The following is a 16959-nucleotide window of genomic DNA, read 5'->3' as shown; positions in this document are numbered from 1 at the left end:
GAGCGGAGAACAAGACAGTGCGACACGACGACATCGACCACAACCTCGCCGCTCATTTTTTCTTTTTCTCTGAACCGACGCGACTCGCACCTCGCTTGGCTCTCCGTTGACATAAAAAGGAGCATCTCGATACAATCTCGCTCCGCTTTACGCCATCCATGGGTTTATTATTCGTGAAAAGTAAAAGTATCGGGATTTTGACCAAGCCGAAGTTTCCCGAAGTCAAATCCACGCTGCTCGGAGTCGTGGCGTGGCTCCGTGCGCGCAACATCGATGTCCTTCTCGACACAACATCGGCAACATTACTGAACGAACGGGGCGGGATTCCCAAGACCCAGCTGGCCGACAAAGCCGACGTTCTGTTGGTGCTTGGGGGAGACGGAACCATCCTGAATGCCGCTCGGCTGGCCTCGGAACGGAGCATTCCTATCCTCGGCGTCAACATGGGGGGTCTGGGCTTCCTCACCGAAGTCCGGTTGGACAATCTCTATCCCTCCCTAGAGCGAGTATTCGCCAACGACTTTACCCTTGACGAGCGACTCATGCTGGCAACGCACGTTCATCGGCACGGGGAAACAGTTGCTCGCGGAGTTGTGCTGAACGACATCGTGATCAGCAAAGGGACACTGGCCCGCATGATCGAACTCCAAATCGCTATCCAGGGACAATTCGTCACGAATCTACGCGGTGACGGTCTGATTATCGGGACGCCAACCGGCTCTACTGCCTACTCTCTTTCTGCCGGAGGCCCCATCATGAACCCTGCTGTGCAGGCTCTGATCTTGACGCCGATCTGTCCGCACACCCTGACGCATCGCCCTTTAATCGTCCCGGGAAATGTCATGATCGAAGTGACGTTGACGAGTAGGGATGACGGATCAATGGCCACACTCGACGGGCAAGTCGGCGTCGCCATTACACAGGGCGATACGGCGGTGATTGAGGTTTCAGATCATCGGACCAGATTGATCAGATTTCCTGAAAGCCACTACTACGAAGTGCTGAGGGAAAAACTGAAATGGGGTCACGGATGAGGGGCAGCAGAATCAACTGCTGGACACCCTCCCCTGTTCAATGTGCTTGAGCATCTCCTGATTGGCCACAAACTTGAATTCCCCTATACAATCAGCTTTCCCAGTGGATGAACGCTCTGCCACATCGAGTGCTCGTAACCCGTTCACATCGACCGGCCGGCTCTGCCGCTTCCTCAGAAGTACATGTAAATGATCAAGCACCGTCTTGATGTCGCCACCGCCGTGTTTAGTCGCTAGATAGCGTTCGACGATCTCCGCGCACCAATCTCCGTCACGTTTCGCGACGCCGACAAGCCCCTCACTGGCTTTCCTGGCCCAACCGGCCAAAAACACACCATCCATGACCTTGCCGGCACTTTCGTCATATGCCTGAAAGAGCGCATCGTCGGGATCATTCCCTGTCTTGTTGGGGTTTGTCACAAACATGCCGTTCTTGTATGGGAGGCCGACCGTTTCATCGACTTTGTCTCCAACGGCGAACACCACAGAATCGCATGGAAATTCGTACAGCTGCTTCAAGCCTACGGCGACGGTATCCTCCCCCTTGGGGTCAAGCCTGTTGTCTTCCATCTCAAGCCCACGAACTCGATTGTGGGCATCGACCAAAATCCGCTTCGGCGACGCGAGGAACCGGAAGCCCATCTTCGTCTCGGAGACTTTTGGCTCACATTTCGTGAACTCGTCGGTGAACCCTTTCAAGACTTCGTCGGGATTCTGCCCGACCTTGACCATGCGTTCTTTGATGCGTTCAAACTCGCCTTTGATCCCGTCAAGGTCCATATTGGCGCAGATGGTACGGATTTCTTTTGGATTGTATTTACGCTCAACCGGACCCCGCCGCACGATTGCCGTGACCCGTTCCACCTTCTTGTAGCGAATCAACCAATGGGCAATGTCTACCATCACGTCGCCCGCCCCAATGACCGCGACATGTTTTCCCACCTCAAACGGACGGTCGCCAAAGCCTGGCAGCCGATTGAAGTGATAGACTACGTCTTTCGCATGAAACACGCCTTGAGCTGAATCCCCCTCAACCCCGATGGCCTTGGTTCCTTGCGCGCCGATCGTAAAGACGACCGCGCTTGCTCCAAGCCCACGCACATCCTCAACCGTGAGATCCTTCCCATTTCCAATTGAGACATTCCCCAAATAATGGACATTCTTCTGCTGAAGCAGCTCCCAGTATTGCTTTTTGAGCCCGCCACGGAGTTTTAACTTGGAGGGGAATATTCCATACTCCGCCAAGCCGCCGAATTTGATGTCGCGATTGAGGATGACGACTTCATGGCCCGTCTTCGAGAGCGAGCTCGCAACGGCCATACCGGCCGGTCCCGCTCCCACCACAATAACTACATGCGCCTGAGATCCGCTCATACAGCATTCCTTAAGAAGTGAGTGATAGAAAAGCGTGGAATATCAATGGATCGCGGAATGTAGCATAGCCGTTCCCACACTGTCAAAAACTGTGATCGGATGGCAACGATAGCCGATCGGATCGCTACTTGCGCGGGTATCCCCCGTCGATTACAATGCCGCTCGCTTCCACGAAGGGGGCAACCCTCTGGCGAATCAACCCCCCTGTACTCTCAAGCGACACACGAACGTCATGATACCCACTAGTCAATCACTCTCTCCATCGTTAGCCGAGGCTCAGACACCTCCCGTACATTACTACCCCGTCTGCAAGGGTGACAGCGCGCTTCTTCTGAAAAACCTGGGCATGGAAGAGGCCTTCATTGTCCCTGACTTCGATCTCGCTGAAGAACTCATTGCCCGCGGGGTCGACAGCTCGCGCGTGGCTATCAGCCGTGAAGCGCAGGACCCGGGGTATTCTCAAGCGGCAGGAGGTAAACAGCTTGTGCCCGCCTCACCGTTCGAATTCGACCAATCGATTCTCATTGTCCTTCCAACCTACAACGAACGTTCCAATCTTGAAGCACTTGTGACCGCGATCGGCCGATATTTGGTGGCTGATACGTTGATCGTTGATGACAATTCACCGGACGGCACCGGACAGCTAGCCGATGAACTCAGTTGCCGACACGGCCATGTACACGTGTTGCATCGGGCCAGGAAGGAAGGGCTTGGACCGGCCTATCTCGCGGGATTCGAATGGGCGTTGCACCGAAAGTATGATCGTATCATTGAGATGGATTGTGATTTCAGCCACGCTCCGTGGGATCTGCCTCGCTTGGTACACCGCAGCCGCACCGCCGACCTCGTAATTGGAAGCCGCTATGTACCGGGCGGTGGGACGGAAAATTGGAACGCACGCCGGCGGTTGGTCTCTCGTTGCGGCAACACGTATGTCAGTCTCTTCCTCGGCTCGAATATCCATGACTGGACAGGAGGATTCCGCTGCTATCGTCGCGAGCTTTTGGAGAAGATGGATCTCGAAACCGTGAGGGCCAAAGGGTACATCTTCCAAGTCGAGCTGGCCTGGCGAGCCGTGCGACTGGGCGCCAACGTACATGAATTACCTATCCGCTTCAGTGATCGTATCCAAGGCCAGTCCAAACTCGGCTGGGCCTCGCTCATCGAGGGACTGACGGCAGTCCCGAAAATGTATCTTCGGAGCTGACCCAGGCGAGAGCCGTGCCTCCACCCTTTCCACACTCTCCATGCTCCTCACCGCTCGACTTCGGCTGATGGGATGAGCCGGTCGTCAGCCACGCTGCTGTTAACAGACGGCCTGACCATGCACGCAAGACTGTTTGAAAGAAACCGTCGGCTCAGCGGGCTCAAGTTTGGTTAAATCGATGATCAGTTCGTCTTTGGCGTTGGCCAAAACCCCGTCGAGCAGGCTGCTCTTCACAGGAATAACGGCTTCAGCAGGCTGAAAGATCAGATCGAAGCCTTTTGCCGCGGTTGGTCGCATGGGATAACGCCGATCGTAGATCATCCCATAGGCCGGAATACCGTAAATGATCCGCCAGTTCCCCAGCAGAATATGCATCTCAGTTCCGTGAACATACAGCCCGCCCGTCGTAATAATCCTCCTCGCGAAGGTTTGCGGTTGGCTCAAGTAGAAGGTGACGCGTTCATTGTATTTCGCTTCCGCCAGCGCCTCCGATATCCGCGTAGACAGGAGCCCCAGTTCCTCATCGGTAAACGCCGGGACTAACGGGGATTCACCTTGTATCCAGCGTTGCAGCGCAACCCGATGTTCCCGCACCTTCATGCCCGACAAAATCGCGCGTATTTTTTCCGGCTCCATTACGAAGGGGTGGGCATGGTGACCCGGCGGCCATTCAGCGAGCACATCCGCGTCTTCCTCCAGTCGGACGTAATTGACCGGATCCTCATACACAATTCGTGACGGCACATGAGGAGTGGCGCAACCGAGGAGGACGAAAACAGAGGCCACAACTACCGCGGTGGACCGCCATGCCGATTCAACCTGCATGACACACTACCCTTCGCTCACGATCACGGTCATCTCTGCGCGCTCCAACGGATTGTCTCGCCCATCGCGTTTCATCGTGACGATCTTGTCGGCCACATCCATGCCGCTGACAACTTCCCCGAACACCGTATATTGCCAGTCGAGGAAATTAGCGTCCGCGATGCAGATAAAGAACTGAGAACCGGCACTATCCGGATCATTCGCCCGAGCCATTGAGACAATGCCCCGCTTATGAGGCTTACTGTTGAATTCAGCCTTTACCTTATACCCTGGTCCACCCATTCCATGTGACGACCGGTCGGACTCTTTGCTGTTCGGATCTCCTCCTTGGATCATGAAACCGGGGATGACGCGGTGAAACGTCGTCCCATTGTAGAACCCTTCTTTGGAGAGCTTGATAAAGTTGCTGACATGCCCGGGCGCCACGTCCGGGAAAAATCTGAGAATGATTTCTCCCATCGGTTGCCCCTTACTCGTCACGGCTATTGTGGCTCGTGTCTTCTCGTTGATATCCGACATTGCGTGCATCCTTTCAGTGATCATCGAAAGAGAAAGGGCGGCGGCGCCGTCCCTGCTTCCAATCCTTGGTTGACAGCCACCCAGCTGTGACCGTCATCGCTTCGAAACACTCCCGCGCTCGTCCCCGCATAAAGACCTTTGTCTCCGGTCCCGATCAACACCTGAACCGCGAGGTTGGTCAATCCTTTATTCACAGGAATCCATTGCTTGCCCTTGTCCACCGTTTTAAAAATCCCGTTTCCGGTCGCCACGACCAATCCCTGGTCGCTGAACACGATACCCCGGATAGAGTCGTTGGGCAGCGCCCGGCTGATCGGTCGCCAGGTTAACCCACCGTCGGCACTGCGAAAGACGCCGCCATCGAAAGTGCCTGCAAAAATGCTCTGGTCTTGATCGATGACCAATACGCGAATGAAGTTTTCGATCATCCCTTCATGATCCTTCAACCCATGTCGCAACCGCACCCAACCGGATGAACGAGGGCTGAACCGAAAGACGCCCTTCCCGGAAGTCCCGGCAAACAATGTTCCGTCGGTCGAGCGAGCCAGTGCATGAACCAAAATATCATCCAGTCCCGCAGTCACGGGCGTCCAGTAATTTTCAGAGTCATTCAACCGATACACACCATCGCCTGTCCCTGCATACAGTTCATGATCGACCGTCATCAGGGCTTTGACTTCAAGCCGCTTGAGACCTCCGTTGATCGGCTGCCACGTGTTCCCTTCATCACGCGAACGAAACACCCCGCCACGAAATGTGCCGGCATAGACTGCACCGTCTTTCGCTGAGGCCAGACTTAAAATAAACGGATCAGTGACACCCCCTCCGACCGGAATCCAGGTGGCACCTCGGTCCATGGTACGAAAAATCCCATGTCCGAAAGATCCTGCGTAGATCGTCCCGCTTCCGGCCATCACGAGGGCCTGCACGCTGGCCACGGATTGTTCAAACGGCCCCGACGTCGCCAACGGTTCCGAGGTCATCGACGACGATATCGGCGAGAGATCGGAAGACCCGACGCTCTCCCCCGAGGCCAAGCCGAGCACACTACCCCACATCAGTATCGCAGACATGACGACTCGTATCCGCTTGGCATTCACGGTCTGAGGTGTCATCGAACCCTCGTTCCGGCAGTATTGATCGGCAAATCCGGATCAAGCGGCAAATCGACTCCACTTTGGTCCTGGCTCCGGCCGAACAAGCGGGCGCCGAGGATTCCGATCTCATACAGCACCATCAACGGAACCGCCATCAGAAGCATAGTAAAGAGCGTCGCGTCAGGGGTGACGATGGCGGAGACGATGAGACACGACAAAACGGCATGTTTCCGATACCGCACAAACGTGTGCGCGGATGCCATTCCGGTCATCGCCGCCAGCGTCATCACCAACGGCAATTCGAACGCGCAGCCGAAGATGAGCAGGAATTTCACATTGAAATCAATGTACGTCCCGACACTCAACTGGGGCGTCACATCCCGGTCGAGCCCGAAGTTCACAAACAGATCGATCACCAGCGGCAGAATGACTAAATTGCAGAATACCAGTCCCAGTGCGAAGAGACTTCCAGCCGCACAAAACAGGGGAATCGCCCATCGTTGTTCTTTCGCCAACAACGCCGGCTCGATGAACTTCCAGGACTGGTAGAAGATAACGGGAAGACTGAGAATGACGGCCGCGAGCAACGAGACCTTGATCGAGGCGAACAGCGCCTCCGTGGGTCCATAAAACGCGAGCTGGTTCGGGAACGGTTTATTCAGCCAAGCGATCATCTCGGCTGAAAAAGAGAACGTCACGATCAACGAACCCAAAAGGGTTGCGCCGATGATGACCAATCGTCGCTTGACGGATGCGATATGGACGACAAGCGGATTGACGACCTGTTCCATAACGACAGATTCAGCTACGCGGAGGGCCGGCAGGCGGCCGGCCTCTCATTGGGTGGGCTGCAGCCCTTGTTCGCGATAGTGGCGAATAAGTTCGGCGAGTTTGTCTTTCTTCGCCAGTTTTTCTTTTTGCATCCGTTTTTTCTCGACCTCTTCGGTCGGCGTCAGGACATGGCGTCTCTGCAGCTCATTCAGTTCAAGATCCAGGCGATGGTGGGACTCTTCCAATTCCCGGAATTCGGTGTTGGAGTGGCGAAGCTGTTCGACAATCGCGTCTTCCGTCAACATGCGACACCTCCTGGTTAGGTTGAGTCTATTTAGACTGATTCACCTCCACCGGCCGACACACGGTTTCGGCGTTGGCCACCGTGCATCACAAGCGGGCTCAATTCCATGAGTACTGCGTCTTCAATGGGATTGGTATAGTACTGAGGGCGTGTGCTGATCGGCGCGAACCCCATACGGGCATAAAGCGCGCGTGCCGGTTCATTCGAAGCTCTGACTTCGAGAACCGCCCGAGTGGCCCCTTGCTCCAGACCCAGGCGGATGGCTTCAGCCGCAAGAGCACGTCCGACCCCTTGCCTCCGCATGGTTGCTCTGACGGCTAAATTCATCAGTCGAAGCTCTTCAAACACGATCCAGAAACAATGGTACCCGATGATGCTGGCTCTGGCCAGCGCCTCCGCTCTTCCGCCATGCACCGCAACGAAAAAATGTGCGAATTGGTTTCCGGTCAATTCTGCTTCCAGCATTTTGCGCGTCCAGGGGGACGAGAAGCAAGCCTCTTCCAACGACAGGATGTCCGGCAACATATCCGGCGTCGCCGGGAGGATCTCAACCTCACCAAGAGCCCCGTTATTCATACTTCAAATGTGTTCTACCGCCGACGGCCTCTGGCCAATCGTTCAGCAACTTTCTTTTCGATGCGCTTCTGCCGTCGTGCGACCGGTGACACTCCCCCTGACCGCTCATACTGTATTTCCGCTTCGACTCGCTGAACATAGAGCGGTGCAACCACATCGTCCGCGATCTCGCCTCGTCGAAGCCGTTCTCTTCCGAGCAACGCCACGGGCACGGCCGAAGGTTTAAAGACCTCTATAGATCCTACCGTCACGGTCGCAGACGCGGGCAATGCCGCTCGAATCTCGCACTCCATCGAGGACCATCCTGCTCCGAATACCAGCGTGCGCTCGGAGAGGCTCTGTGCCAAAGCCCGTGGACTCCCGACTTGTTCACCCAACACGCGATTCAATCGCCCATCCTGCGTCCAGCGAAAAATTGCCCAGTACACCTCTCCTCGACGACTGATCAACACCGGACACACCGGAGTCGTTGCCGTTCTTGCACGCCACGCCATTGCTTCCAAGGTTGGGACCAGTGCCAATGGACGTCCGCTTGCAGCCCGCAGTCCTAGGCATGTCGCAAGTCCTACACGGATACCCGTAAACGAGCCTGGCCCGATCGAACACGCGAGGCCGCCGATGTCACGGAGTTGTAATTCGGATTGAGCGAGGAGTCGATGGATCGTAGGCAAAAGTAGAGATCCGTGGGCGCCGCCGGCTTCCTGCTCATGCGTGGCCAAGACGAAATCGTCTTTGACGATCGCCACACTCTGCCAGGTCGTGGCCGTTTCAACCGCGAGAATGTTCATCGCCGATTATGAAATCTGTCCCAGGTCTTCCGCTTTGATCGCTTGATTCTGATGCATCTCATGGAAAATGACCTGTACGGTGCCTTGCCCCCGGCCGTCCTCAAGAGAAATTTTGAACGGACGGAGCGTCCGGACATCCTGATCGCCGACTGCTTCTGCTGGAACAGGCCCCACCTCATTCAGCGGCCTAAAATCCTCGTACTGAATCGTCGCTTCCACCTCTCCGTTGGAGCCCAGCCGATCTTCCTGTACCACCAACAATCGGCGGTCGAACCACAGGCGGCGGATCGGTGGACGCGATGCGCCGGCTCCCTCGCTGACCGGCGCATAGACGTCCAGGCGATATCGGTTTTTATCTTCCGCTAACTTAACCGTCTCATCCTTGGCGATCGAACTCGTTCCCAACACACCGCCGACGGCCCAGGCACTCAACTGAGAAAATCGAGCCAACTTCCCGAGCTCTTTCATGTCGGATTGACGACCGGTATAGACCTTCCCTTCAATGGGCAGACGGAGCTTATACCATTCATCGGCTTGAACAAACTCAAACAGTTCGTTCCCGATCGGCGTAAAGCCCCTGAGCCGAAAGGCATTCGGGCGGCGATAATAGACCGCACCCTCAACCCGCGACACGATGGGAATGAGGCCCCCTCGCACCTTGGCACTGAACAGTCCTTTCAGAGAATGAACCGCCGCATTTCGCTGACGCAACAGAGCCGTTAGTTCTTCCGCCGTCACCTGTTTAAGCGGCAGCTCCTCCTTCGGAGCCATGAGGGCACAACCAGTTATTAATATAGCCGCGAACGGCACAACAACCGATAGAACGGCGCGGCGCTTCGCGATGGTGCCTGTTGAATGTTCAGCAGAGCCCTGGTTCCTACGCCAATACCGCATCGAGCGCCTCTCGCACTTCTTGAATGCCGATCAAATCCATCCCCTCGATAGGCTCCAGCTTGGTCAGATTCCGCTCAGGCAAAATGCAGCGTTTAAATCCCATCTTGGCCGCTTCGCGGATGCGCGCTTCGGCTTGGCTGACGGCACGCACCTCTCCACCTAACCCGACTTCCCCTAATAACAACATCCCAGGCTCGACGGGCACCTCCCGCAAGCTTGATGTGACGGCCGCCACAATGCCTAGGTCGATTGCCGGCTCATCAATATGCATCCCTCCGACGACGTTCACATAGACATCCTGTCCGGAGAGGTGTACGCCCAACCGCTTCTCCATCACGGCGAGCAAGAGCGAGACTCGATTCAACTCCACCCCGTTCGCCATCCGCTTGGGCATCGCATAGCTGGTTGAAGAGACCAACGCTTGGAGTTCCACCAGGATTGGCCTGGTCCCTTCGAGACTCGACACGACCACCGACCCAGTACTCCTATGAGGACGCTCAGCCAAGAACAGTTCTGAAGGGTTGTTCACTTCTTCGAGCCCCGCATCCTTCATTTGAAAGACACCGATCTCGTTCGTCGAGCCAAAACGATTTTTCACGGCGCGGAGGATTCGGTAGCTATGTCCCTTGTCGCCTTCAAAATACAAGACCGTATCGACGATATGTTCCAGCAACCGAGGCCCGGCGATGGCCCCTTCCTTGGTGACATGCCCAATGATGAAGACAGGAACTCCCGCCCGCTTGGCAAACCACATAAGCTGCCCGGCTACCTCCTGCACCTGACTAATGCTGCCGGGAGCGGACGTCAGCTGTTCCGTGTAGACGGTTTGAATCGAATCGACCACCACGGCGGCCGGCTCAATATCCTGCACCGCTTTCAAGATCTGCTCAAGGGACGTTTCGGCCAAAATGAGCAAATGCGGATGCTCGATACCCAGACGCTGCCCGCGCATCTTGATTTGTCGAGGAGACTCTTCGCCGGAGACATACAGAACGGGTGTGTCCTTCGCGGCCAACTTCGGCAGGACTTGCAACAAAAGCGTCGTCTTGCCGATCCCCGGATCTCCTCCGATCAAGATCACCGAGCCGGGAATCACGCCACCCCCCAGAACCCTGTCAAATTCTCCGATGTGCGTGAGCCGACGATCCTCCCCTACTACCTCGATATCGGAGATGGGCGTCGCTGCAGCCTGAACTGTTTTCATCGCAGCGGGACGCCCCTTACCGGTCGCCGCCTGCCGCTCCTCCTTCATCGTGTTCCAGCCGCCGCAGTCTGGGCATCGGCCAAGCCACCGTGGCGCTTGGTGTCCACAGGACTGGCACGAAAAAACGATCTTGGGTTTCAAAAATTACCCTCACAGAGAAACAGTCTCATGCGGCTATTTTAATGGATGCACGGAGGGAAGAAAAGCCGGGAATGTCCGACCCCCGAAGCAGAAACCCCGACTGGAGCGCGGTCAAGTTTTGAAGGGTTATACAGCTTTTCACAACCCAGGTGTCACCCCAATCTTCTTCCCATCGTAGAAGCCTACACACTCTTTTGATGAACGCCACACTACCCCTACAGGAGAGCTTCAGCGATGTCGCGCCTGAGAAATTTTCGTCTTGACGGACCACCAAGATGTACCCTATTTTCTTACTTGTTGATTAACATAGTCATATTTGATGAAGCTCTCGAAAAAAAGCGAGTACGGTCTTCGAGCCTTACTTGAACTGACGCTGGCACATGGCCATGCCACGCTGCAGAGGCATGACATTGCGGCTCGACAGCATATCCCCATCGAATTTTTGGAGCAGATTCTCCTAATGCTCAAACGAGCCGGGCTCGTTTCCAGTCGGCGAGGAGTAAAGGGGGGATACACCCTTATCAAGCCGCCGAAGGATGTCACCCTGGGGCAAGTGATCCGCATACTCGACGGTCCTCTTGCTCCAATCGGTTGTGTCAGTAAGACGGCGTATCAAAAATGCGGTGATTGCCCTTATGCCAATATGGCGCGCTGCCCGGTACAGCAGGTGATGGGTACAGTCCGTGACGCGATCGCCGGAATTTTGGATCACTATACACTTGCCGACTTTGCATCCGGCCGTTACAAGGACTGACCCTCGATGGATACAGTTGTTCTTGTCCTGATTACGTTTGTCGCCGCCACGGTCAATGGCGCGCTGGGGTACGGCTTTTCTTCCATCACCGTTCCTGTCGCTTTATTGTTTTACACCAATCGCATTTTGAACCCGGCCCTTGTGCTCATTGAACTCGTCCTCAATAGCTATGTGCTGTTCATGAATCGAAAAAGTGTCCCGAACATCTGGCGACGGGTGACTCCCATTCTCATCGGCTTAGTCATCGGAATCGGCATCGGCAGCTACATTCTCTTTCTGGTTCAGCCGGCATGGATCAAGTTCGTCACCTATTTCTTTCTGTTACCGTTGATTCTGCTTCAGGCTGCCGGCATCCGGAAACCCATTCAAGCTGAACGTGTCATTGCCGTCCCCTTTGGGGTGGGAATTGGCACACTCTATTCCGTCACGACCATTTCCGGCCCTCCGCTCGCTCTTCTCTTCAATAATCAGGGTTATGCCAAGCAAGACTTCCGGGCCGCATTGGGAGTCATACGCGTCGCGGAATCCTCGCTCACGGCCATCGCCTATGGATTCATCGGCTTCTACAGCGCCGGCAGTATGGAAATTATTCCTTACATTATTCCGAGTGTCATGATCGGGATCCCTTTAGGAACGTATCTCATTCGCTTGATGGATCCCGAGACATTCCGGCGCATTTGCATGGCGTTCGATGGATTGATCGTTGGGTTTGGCCTCTCTCGAGTCTTGACTGAATTAAACCTTGCCTCAACCGTCACCACCTACAGCATTCTGTCGATCGTGATTCTGATCAACGGCTATTTGCTGTTCAGGTTTTTTAGAGATCGCGCCGACCCCCATCGAATTCCGTCTTGATGGCTACCCTTCCTCGGTCTCTGCACGACCGTGGGAACCGACGAAAAACCCCTCCTCTTTCAGCTTTTCGCTATTACCCTTGGCGGTACTTGAAGGTTGAATCCTTCACACCTGCAACTGCCTCTAGGTCGACAAGATACCTAACCTGTTGAATAATTGTAATTCTCTTCTCCTATTTCTTGGGTATAAGTTTTGCTGAACCCCCTGATCGTTCTACATTGCGTACTTGAACGGAAAAGGTTTAGTCATCGCAATTCACCTGTAAGGAGTGTTTCTTATTATGAAGACTCATGTGATTTCGATCAATCTGGTCTATAAGAAGTTTGCCATCGCGTTGGCCCATCTCATGATGCTAAGTGTCATCGTCCTTCCACTGGCCGGATGCGGTGACGATGGCGGAGGAGCACCACCCATCTCTTCACTCTCCACACCGACAGAAGCTCCTTCTGGAACGGACACCCCTCCTGGTGAAGTCGACGGGTCTGACTCTACTATTCCTCAGAACAACGTGGCGGAGTCAGACCATGATAACCGTCTAACTGAACTCGCAGAATTAAACCCTGAACTTTCTGAGGAAGAGGAAGACCCGACGATCTCAATGACCCCCACTCCAGCCGGGGTCACTGCGCGGTTGTCATGGGACGCGTCCACTGATCCCAATGTGGCCGGTTACCATGTCTATTACGGAAAAGAATCATCTGGAGAGCCTGGCTCATGTTCCTATGAGGGAAGCCAAGGGGTTACAGCTCCGCCGGCCACAATTAACGGACTTGAGCCCAATACACCCTATTTCTTTGCAATCAGTGCGTACGGCGGTGAGGAGGGCGAATTGGAAAGCCCCTGTTCGAATGAAGTACTCGTAGTCACACCTCCTGCCCAAAGCTGAGTGAGCACGTTCGCCGCGTCATGACTCTCTTGCAGCTCCCCTGGTTCACTTCAGGGGAGCTGATCCTTTCATTGACCTCCCCCCCGACGATTTGTTAGCCTCAAGTTCTTTCATGCGGCTTCCGAAAATAAACAGTCAGGAAGCCATTATTGACGACTATTCCGAAAGGATCTCCCATGGCCGGTTCACTTGCCTCGTCCGAACTGCTGACCGCCTTACACAATAAAGCGACCCAACTTCGCATCGACAGTGTGCGGGCTACCAGCGAAGCAGGGAGCGGCCATCCGTCAAGCTGCGCGTCTGCCGCCGACATCGTTGCCGCATTGTTTTTCTCCGTCATGCGTTACGATCCGCACAATCCTAAGGCGCCTAACAGCGACCGTTTTGTCTTGTCGAAAGGACATGCCGCTCCGCTGCTCTATGCGGCGTGGGCAGAAGCCGGGCTTTTCCCGACAAGCGATCTTCTTAAACTGCGCACTCTGAAGTCCGATCTTGAAGGACATCCCACTCCGCGTTTGCCGTTTGTGGATATGGCGACCGGGTCACTGGGACAGGGACTTCCCGTGGGCGTCGGCATCGCCCTCAATGCGAAGTTCATAGACAAACTCGATTACCGAACCTACGTGGTGATGGGGGATGGAGAATCGGTCGAAGGTTCGGTGTGGGAGGCAGCCGAGATCGCACGCCAATACGGTTTGGATAATTTGTGCGCGATCGTGGATGTGAACCGGCTCGGGCAAAGCGATCCTACCATGCTGCAACACGACATGGAGGCCTACCGTTCCCGATGGGCAGGATTTGGCTGGCATGCGATCGTCGTCGACGGCCATGATATCGCAGCAATCCTCCAGGCTTTCGACGAGGCGACCCGCACCAAAGGGCGGCCGACCGTGGTCCTGGCCCGAACGTACAAAGGCAAGGGCATTTCGTTCATCGAGAACAAAGCAGATTGGCACGGCAAACCGCTGAAGAAAGGGGAAGAGACCCAGCGGGCTCTCGACGAACTGACGAAGCAATTACACCCGAATGGTGCCTCTATTCAGATCCCAAAACCATCGGCCCCCGCCGCCACACCGGCCCCGGTCGGTGCGATGCCGGCACCGCCGTACAAACTCGGCGACTCCGTCGCGACGCGCGAAGCCTTCGGCGCAGCACTCGAGGCCTTGGGGTCTGTCAACCCCTCGGTGGTTGCGCTGGATGCCGACGTGAAGAATTCGACATATACCGACAAATTCGGGAAGAAATTCTCCAGCCGGTTCTTCGAAAGTTTTATCGCGGAACAAACTATGGTCGGGGCTGCAGCCGGTCTTGCAGCGTGCGGGAAAATCCCTTTTGCTGCGACATTTGCCTGTTTTTTGAGCCGCGCCTACGATTTTATCCGCATGGCCGCCATCAGCGGATCGAACATCAAACTCGTCGGGACACATGTCGGTGTGAGCATCGGTGAGGATGGTCCGTCACAAATGGGACTGGAAGACATCGCGATGATGGCGGCGCAACCAAACGTCACGGTGCTGTACCCCTCAGACGGTAACTCGACCTATCACTTGGTCGAAGCCGCCGCCAACCATAAAGGAATGGTCTACGTGCGTGCCGGAAGACCGAAAAACCCGGTGATTTATGGCCCGGAAGAGCGTTTCCATATCGGCGGCAGCAAAGTCGTCCGGCAGAGCGTTTCGGATGTACTCACCATCGTGGCCGCAGGAGTCACGTTGTTCGAGGCGTTGAAAGCGCATGACCAGCTGAAGTCGAACGGCATTGCGGTTCGCGTCATCGATCTCTACAGTATCGCCCCCATCGATAGACACACCTTATTGGATAGCGGCCGCGCTACACAGTCCCGAATTCTCACGGTTGAGGATCACTACGCCCACGGAGGCCTTGGCGATGCCGTCCTCAGTGCCGTCGCAACCGAGGGGATCAAGGTCCACAAACTCGCCGTCCGGGAAATCCCGCATAGTGGGAAACCCGAAGAACTCGTGGATCATTATGGCATTGGAGTGCGGTCTATTGTCGAGGCAGCCAAACAGATCATCAAATAGCTGGCCTTGCATGGAGGGCGACAACCAACTCGATCAATTCCCTTCTTGATTGTCATGTTTTCATTTTTTCTCAGGGGAAATATGGTATAGTGCACTGCACCAATGGTGCAGTGGAAACGTCGACCAATTCAAGCACACCAAACGGGCAGATCATCCATTACATATTGAGTAGGAGGTGCGAATGACGAGAAGGAATGTGAGGCTATCGCTTCTGGTAATCGGGTGCGCACTGATTTTTTCGGGAGGCATAGCCTCCGCCGAGGATCTTCCCCCGTTGGCTCCGGTTCCACCCGATTATGCCGACAAGAAAATGCCGGCCGGTGGGTGGACTGACGCAAAAGCCATCGAGGAGGGAGGAAAGATTTATAGGGGTGAATTCAAGACCGAGGTCAACTGCAGCAGTTGCCACGGAAAGGACGGCGCACCGGTGAAAAAGGGTGCACGGGACCTTCGTGATCCCAAAATCGTCTGCCGCTTCTCAGACGCGTACTGGTTCTGGCGCGTCGCCGAAGGAGTTCCAAAGACAAAGATGAAAGCCAATAAGGGCCTCCTATCGGAAGAGCAGATCTGGCAGGTGATGGCATATGAAAACCAGTTTTCGCATGGGGGTAAGCCGGCCGACCGTTCGTGTTACAAACCCTAGGTGGAGCGCTGTTTCGGTTTAACGAACCGTCTAGAGACTCCGGAGATCTCGAAAAGTTTGGAGTCTCTGCAAATCTGGTAAGAGCACTATTACAGGGGGAAGAGAACATGAAGTTCTCTTCCCTCTGTTTATTGGATTCCCAGACGCTTGGTGGAATATTCAGGCCGGATTGGGGGCCATAAACACCAAGACCTTAAGCCGCCCGGTTGTATGGTTCTTCACACCATGCTCTTGCCCAGCCGGTGCCAGAGTGCCCTGCCCCGCATCGAGTACTTGCTGATCAGTGCCGACCTGAAATGTTCCTTGACCCTCTAAGACAATGTACACCTTGTCTTGATGACCATGCACATGCCCCGTTTGCTCTTGGCCCGGCTCAAAGCAGTAGATGTCGCAGAAGAACCGGTCCGTTTGAAACACATTGTTCTTCTTCATTTTCTGACTATTGAATTGCTGGAAGTCCGCAAGTGTGACAACCTCCATTATGGATACTCCCTTGGTGCGACCAGTTGGAAGCGGTGATCAGGGCATGTGCGATTGCAGTTTTTGGTATGAATGTTTCAGATCGTTCAGGGCGGTGTTCATCCCTTCCCGTACCTCATGCCATTTTGCATCGGTGGCACTCCTTAATTCGTCTAACCTCTCCTTAACTCCATCTTTCTTTTTCTCCAACTCATGGATCGCTTTCTGAAGCTCAGCTCGCGTGGACTCCGAGGCGTCTGTGATCCTGCCGCGCAACCCGATGATTTCCCTCTGAATGATCGCCAATTCCTCATGAGCTTTCCGCTGGAAGGCCTCCTTTTGCTGAGCCGTATATTGCTTGGTGGCCTCGATCGTTTCTTGGGCTTCCTTCGCGATCTTTTCGGTATTCGCCGGGGATTCAGCCGCCATACCCGACACAGGGATCACCCCTACTATTGCAAATACGACACCCGCCGCAATTCGACCACAATTCATGAACCCCTCCGCAAGACACCAAAGTATAGTCTGCAACCATCGCAAAGTCACGATCGCTAAACTTTCACCGGTAACCAGCCGAAAAAGAAGG

Annotated in this window: 19 protein-coding genes; 7 read left to right on the top strand and 12 right to left on the bottom strand. The window is 55.0% G+C overall.

The annotated features are described in order from the left end of the window. Window positions 1-173 precede the first annotated feature (173 nt). A complete protein-coding gene (locus H8K04_07545; GenBank protein UVT17383.1) occupies window positions 174-1034 on the top strand; it encodes an NAD(+)/NADH kinase in 861 nt (286 codons plus the stop codon). 12 nt (window positions 1035-1046) lie between these two features. Here the strand turns inward: H8K04_07545 and H8K04_07540 are convergent, their stop codons facing one another. Continuing rightward, entirely contained in the window at window positions 1047-2408 is a 1362-nt protein-coding gene (locus tag H8K04_07540; protein UVT17382.1) for an FAD-dependent oxidoreductase, read from the bottom strand. Window positions 2409-2925: 517 nt separating this feature from the next. Between H8K04_07540 and H8K04_07535 the strand changes: the two genes are divergently transcribed. Then, entirely contained in the window at window positions 2926-3615 is a 690-nt protein-coding gene (locus H8K04_07535) for a polyprenol monophosphomannose synthase (protein UVT17901.1), read from the top strand. A 99-nt stretch (window positions 3616-3714) separates the two neighbouring features. Here H8K04_07535 and H8K04_07530 read toward each other — a convergent pair whose 3' ends face one another. From H8K04_07530 to radA, 9 genes are all read right to left on the bottom strand, one after another. Next, window positions 3715-4440, bottom strand: coding sequence for a hypothetical protein (locus H8K04_07530; GenBank protein UVT17381.1), 726 nt, complete (start codon window positions 4438-4440; stop codon window positions 3715-3717). A gap of 6 nt (window positions 4441-4446) precedes the next feature. Beyond that, window positions 4447-4899, bottom strand: a complete 453-nt coding sequence (locus H8K04_07525; GenBank protein UVT17900.1) for a peptidylprolyl isomerase — start codon at window positions 4897-4899, stop codon at window positions 4447-4449. A gap of 80 nt (window positions 4900-4979) precedes the next feature. Next, window positions 4980-6074, bottom strand: coding sequence for a hypothetical protein (locus tag H8K04_07520; GenBank protein ID UVT17380.1), 1095 nt, complete (start codon window positions 6072-6074; stop codon window positions 4980-4982). Further along, entirely contained in the window at window positions 6071-6847 is a 777-nt protein-coding gene (gene tatC, locus H8K04_07515) for a twin-arginine translocase subunit TatC (protein UVT17379.1), read from the bottom strand. The genes H8K04_07520 and tatC overlap by 4 nt, the downstream gene beginning before the upstream one ends. Before the next feature lie 45 nt (window positions 6848-6892). Further along, entirely contained in the window at window positions 6893-7132 is a 240-nt protein-coding gene (locus H8K04_07510) for a YdcH family protein (protein UVT17378.1), read from the bottom strand. A 29-nt stretch (window positions 7133-7161) separates the two neighbouring features. Then, complete coding sequence (gene rimI / locus H8K04_07505) at window positions 7162-7707, bottom strand: ribosomal protein S18-alanine N-acetyltransferase (protein UVT17377.1); 546 nt, start codon at window positions 7705-7707, stop codon at window positions 7162-7164. A 14-nt stretch (window positions 7708-7721) separates the two neighbouring features. Beyond that, entirely contained in the window at window positions 7722-8495 is a 774-nt protein-coding gene (gene tsaB, locus H8K04_07500) for a tRNA (adenosine(37)-N6)-threonylcarbamoyltransferase complex dimerization subunit type 1 TsaB (protein UVT17376.1), read from the bottom strand. A gap of 6 nt (window positions 8496-8501) precedes the next feature. Then, a complete protein-coding gene (locus H8K04_07495; protein UVT17375.1) occupies window positions 8502-9266 on the bottom strand; it encodes a hypothetical protein in 765 nt (254 codons plus the stop codon). 106 nt (window positions 9267-9372) lie between these two features. Continuing rightward, entirely contained in the window at window positions 9373-10734 is a 1362-nt protein-coding gene (gene radA, locus H8K04_07490) for a DNA repair protein RadA (protein UVT17374.1), read from the bottom strand. 319 nt (window positions 10735-11053) lie between these two features. On the opposite strand from radA, the gene H8K04_07485 reads away from it, so the two are divergent. The 5 genes from H8K04_07485 (at window position 11054) to H8K04_07465 (ending at window position 15914) form a co-directional block, all read left to right on the top strand. Further along, on the top strand, window positions 11054-11488 hold the full coding sequence (locus tag H8K04_07485) for an Rrf2 family transcriptional regulator (protein UVT17373.1): 435 nt from the start codon (window positions 11054-11056) through the stop codon (window positions 11486-11488). A 6-nt stretch (window positions 11489-11494) separates the two neighbouring features. After that, window positions 11495-12343, top strand: a complete 849-nt coding sequence (locus H8K04_07480; protein UVT17372.1) for a sulfite exporter TauE/SafE family protein — start codon at window positions 11495-11497, stop codon at window positions 12341-12343. 280 nt (window positions 12344-12623) lie between these two features. Beyond that, window positions 12624-13229: a fibronectin type III domain-containing protein gene (locus tag H8K04_07475; GenBank protein UVT17371.1), complete on the top strand. Its 606-nt coding sequence runs from the start codon at window positions 12624-12626 to the stop codon at window positions 13227-13229. Between the two features lie 176 nt (window positions 13230-13405). Beyond that, the gene (locus H8K04_07470; GenBank protein UVT17370.1) at window positions 13406-15271 is read left to right on the top strand and encodes a transketolase; all 1866 of its coding nucleotides are present in this window, start codon (window positions 13406-13408) and stop codon (window positions 15269-15271) included. A gap of 181 nt (window positions 15272-15452) precedes the next feature. After that, window positions 15453-15914 (top strand): cytochrome c, encoded by a 462-nt coding sequence (locus tag H8K04_07465; protein UVT17369.1) that lies wholly within the window; start codon window positions 15453-15455, stop codon window positions 15912-15914. 159 nt (window positions 15915-16073) lie between these two features. On the opposite strand, the gene H8K04_07460 is transcribed toward H8K04_07465, so the two are convergent. Beyond that, entirely contained in the window at window positions 16074-16394 is a 321-nt protein-coding gene (locus H8K04_07460) for a cupin domain-containing protein (GenBank protein ID UVT17368.1), read from the bottom strand. 39 nt (window positions 16395-16433) lie between these two features. Then, complete coding sequence (locus H8K04_07455) at window positions 16434-16868, bottom strand: hypothetical protein (protein UVT17367.1); 435 nt, start codon at window positions 16866-16868, stop codon at window positions 16434-16436. Window positions 16869-16959 lie beyond the last annotated feature (91 nt).

It is taken from the genome of Nitrospira sp., assembly GCA_024760525.1.
In the GTDB taxonomy this organism is placed as follows: domain Bacteria; phylum Nitrospirota; class Nitrospiria; order Nitrospirales; family Nitrospiraceae; genus Nitrospira_D.
Note: the sequence above shows the minus strand (reverse complement) of the source record. Positions and strands in the feature narration are given on the sequence as shown.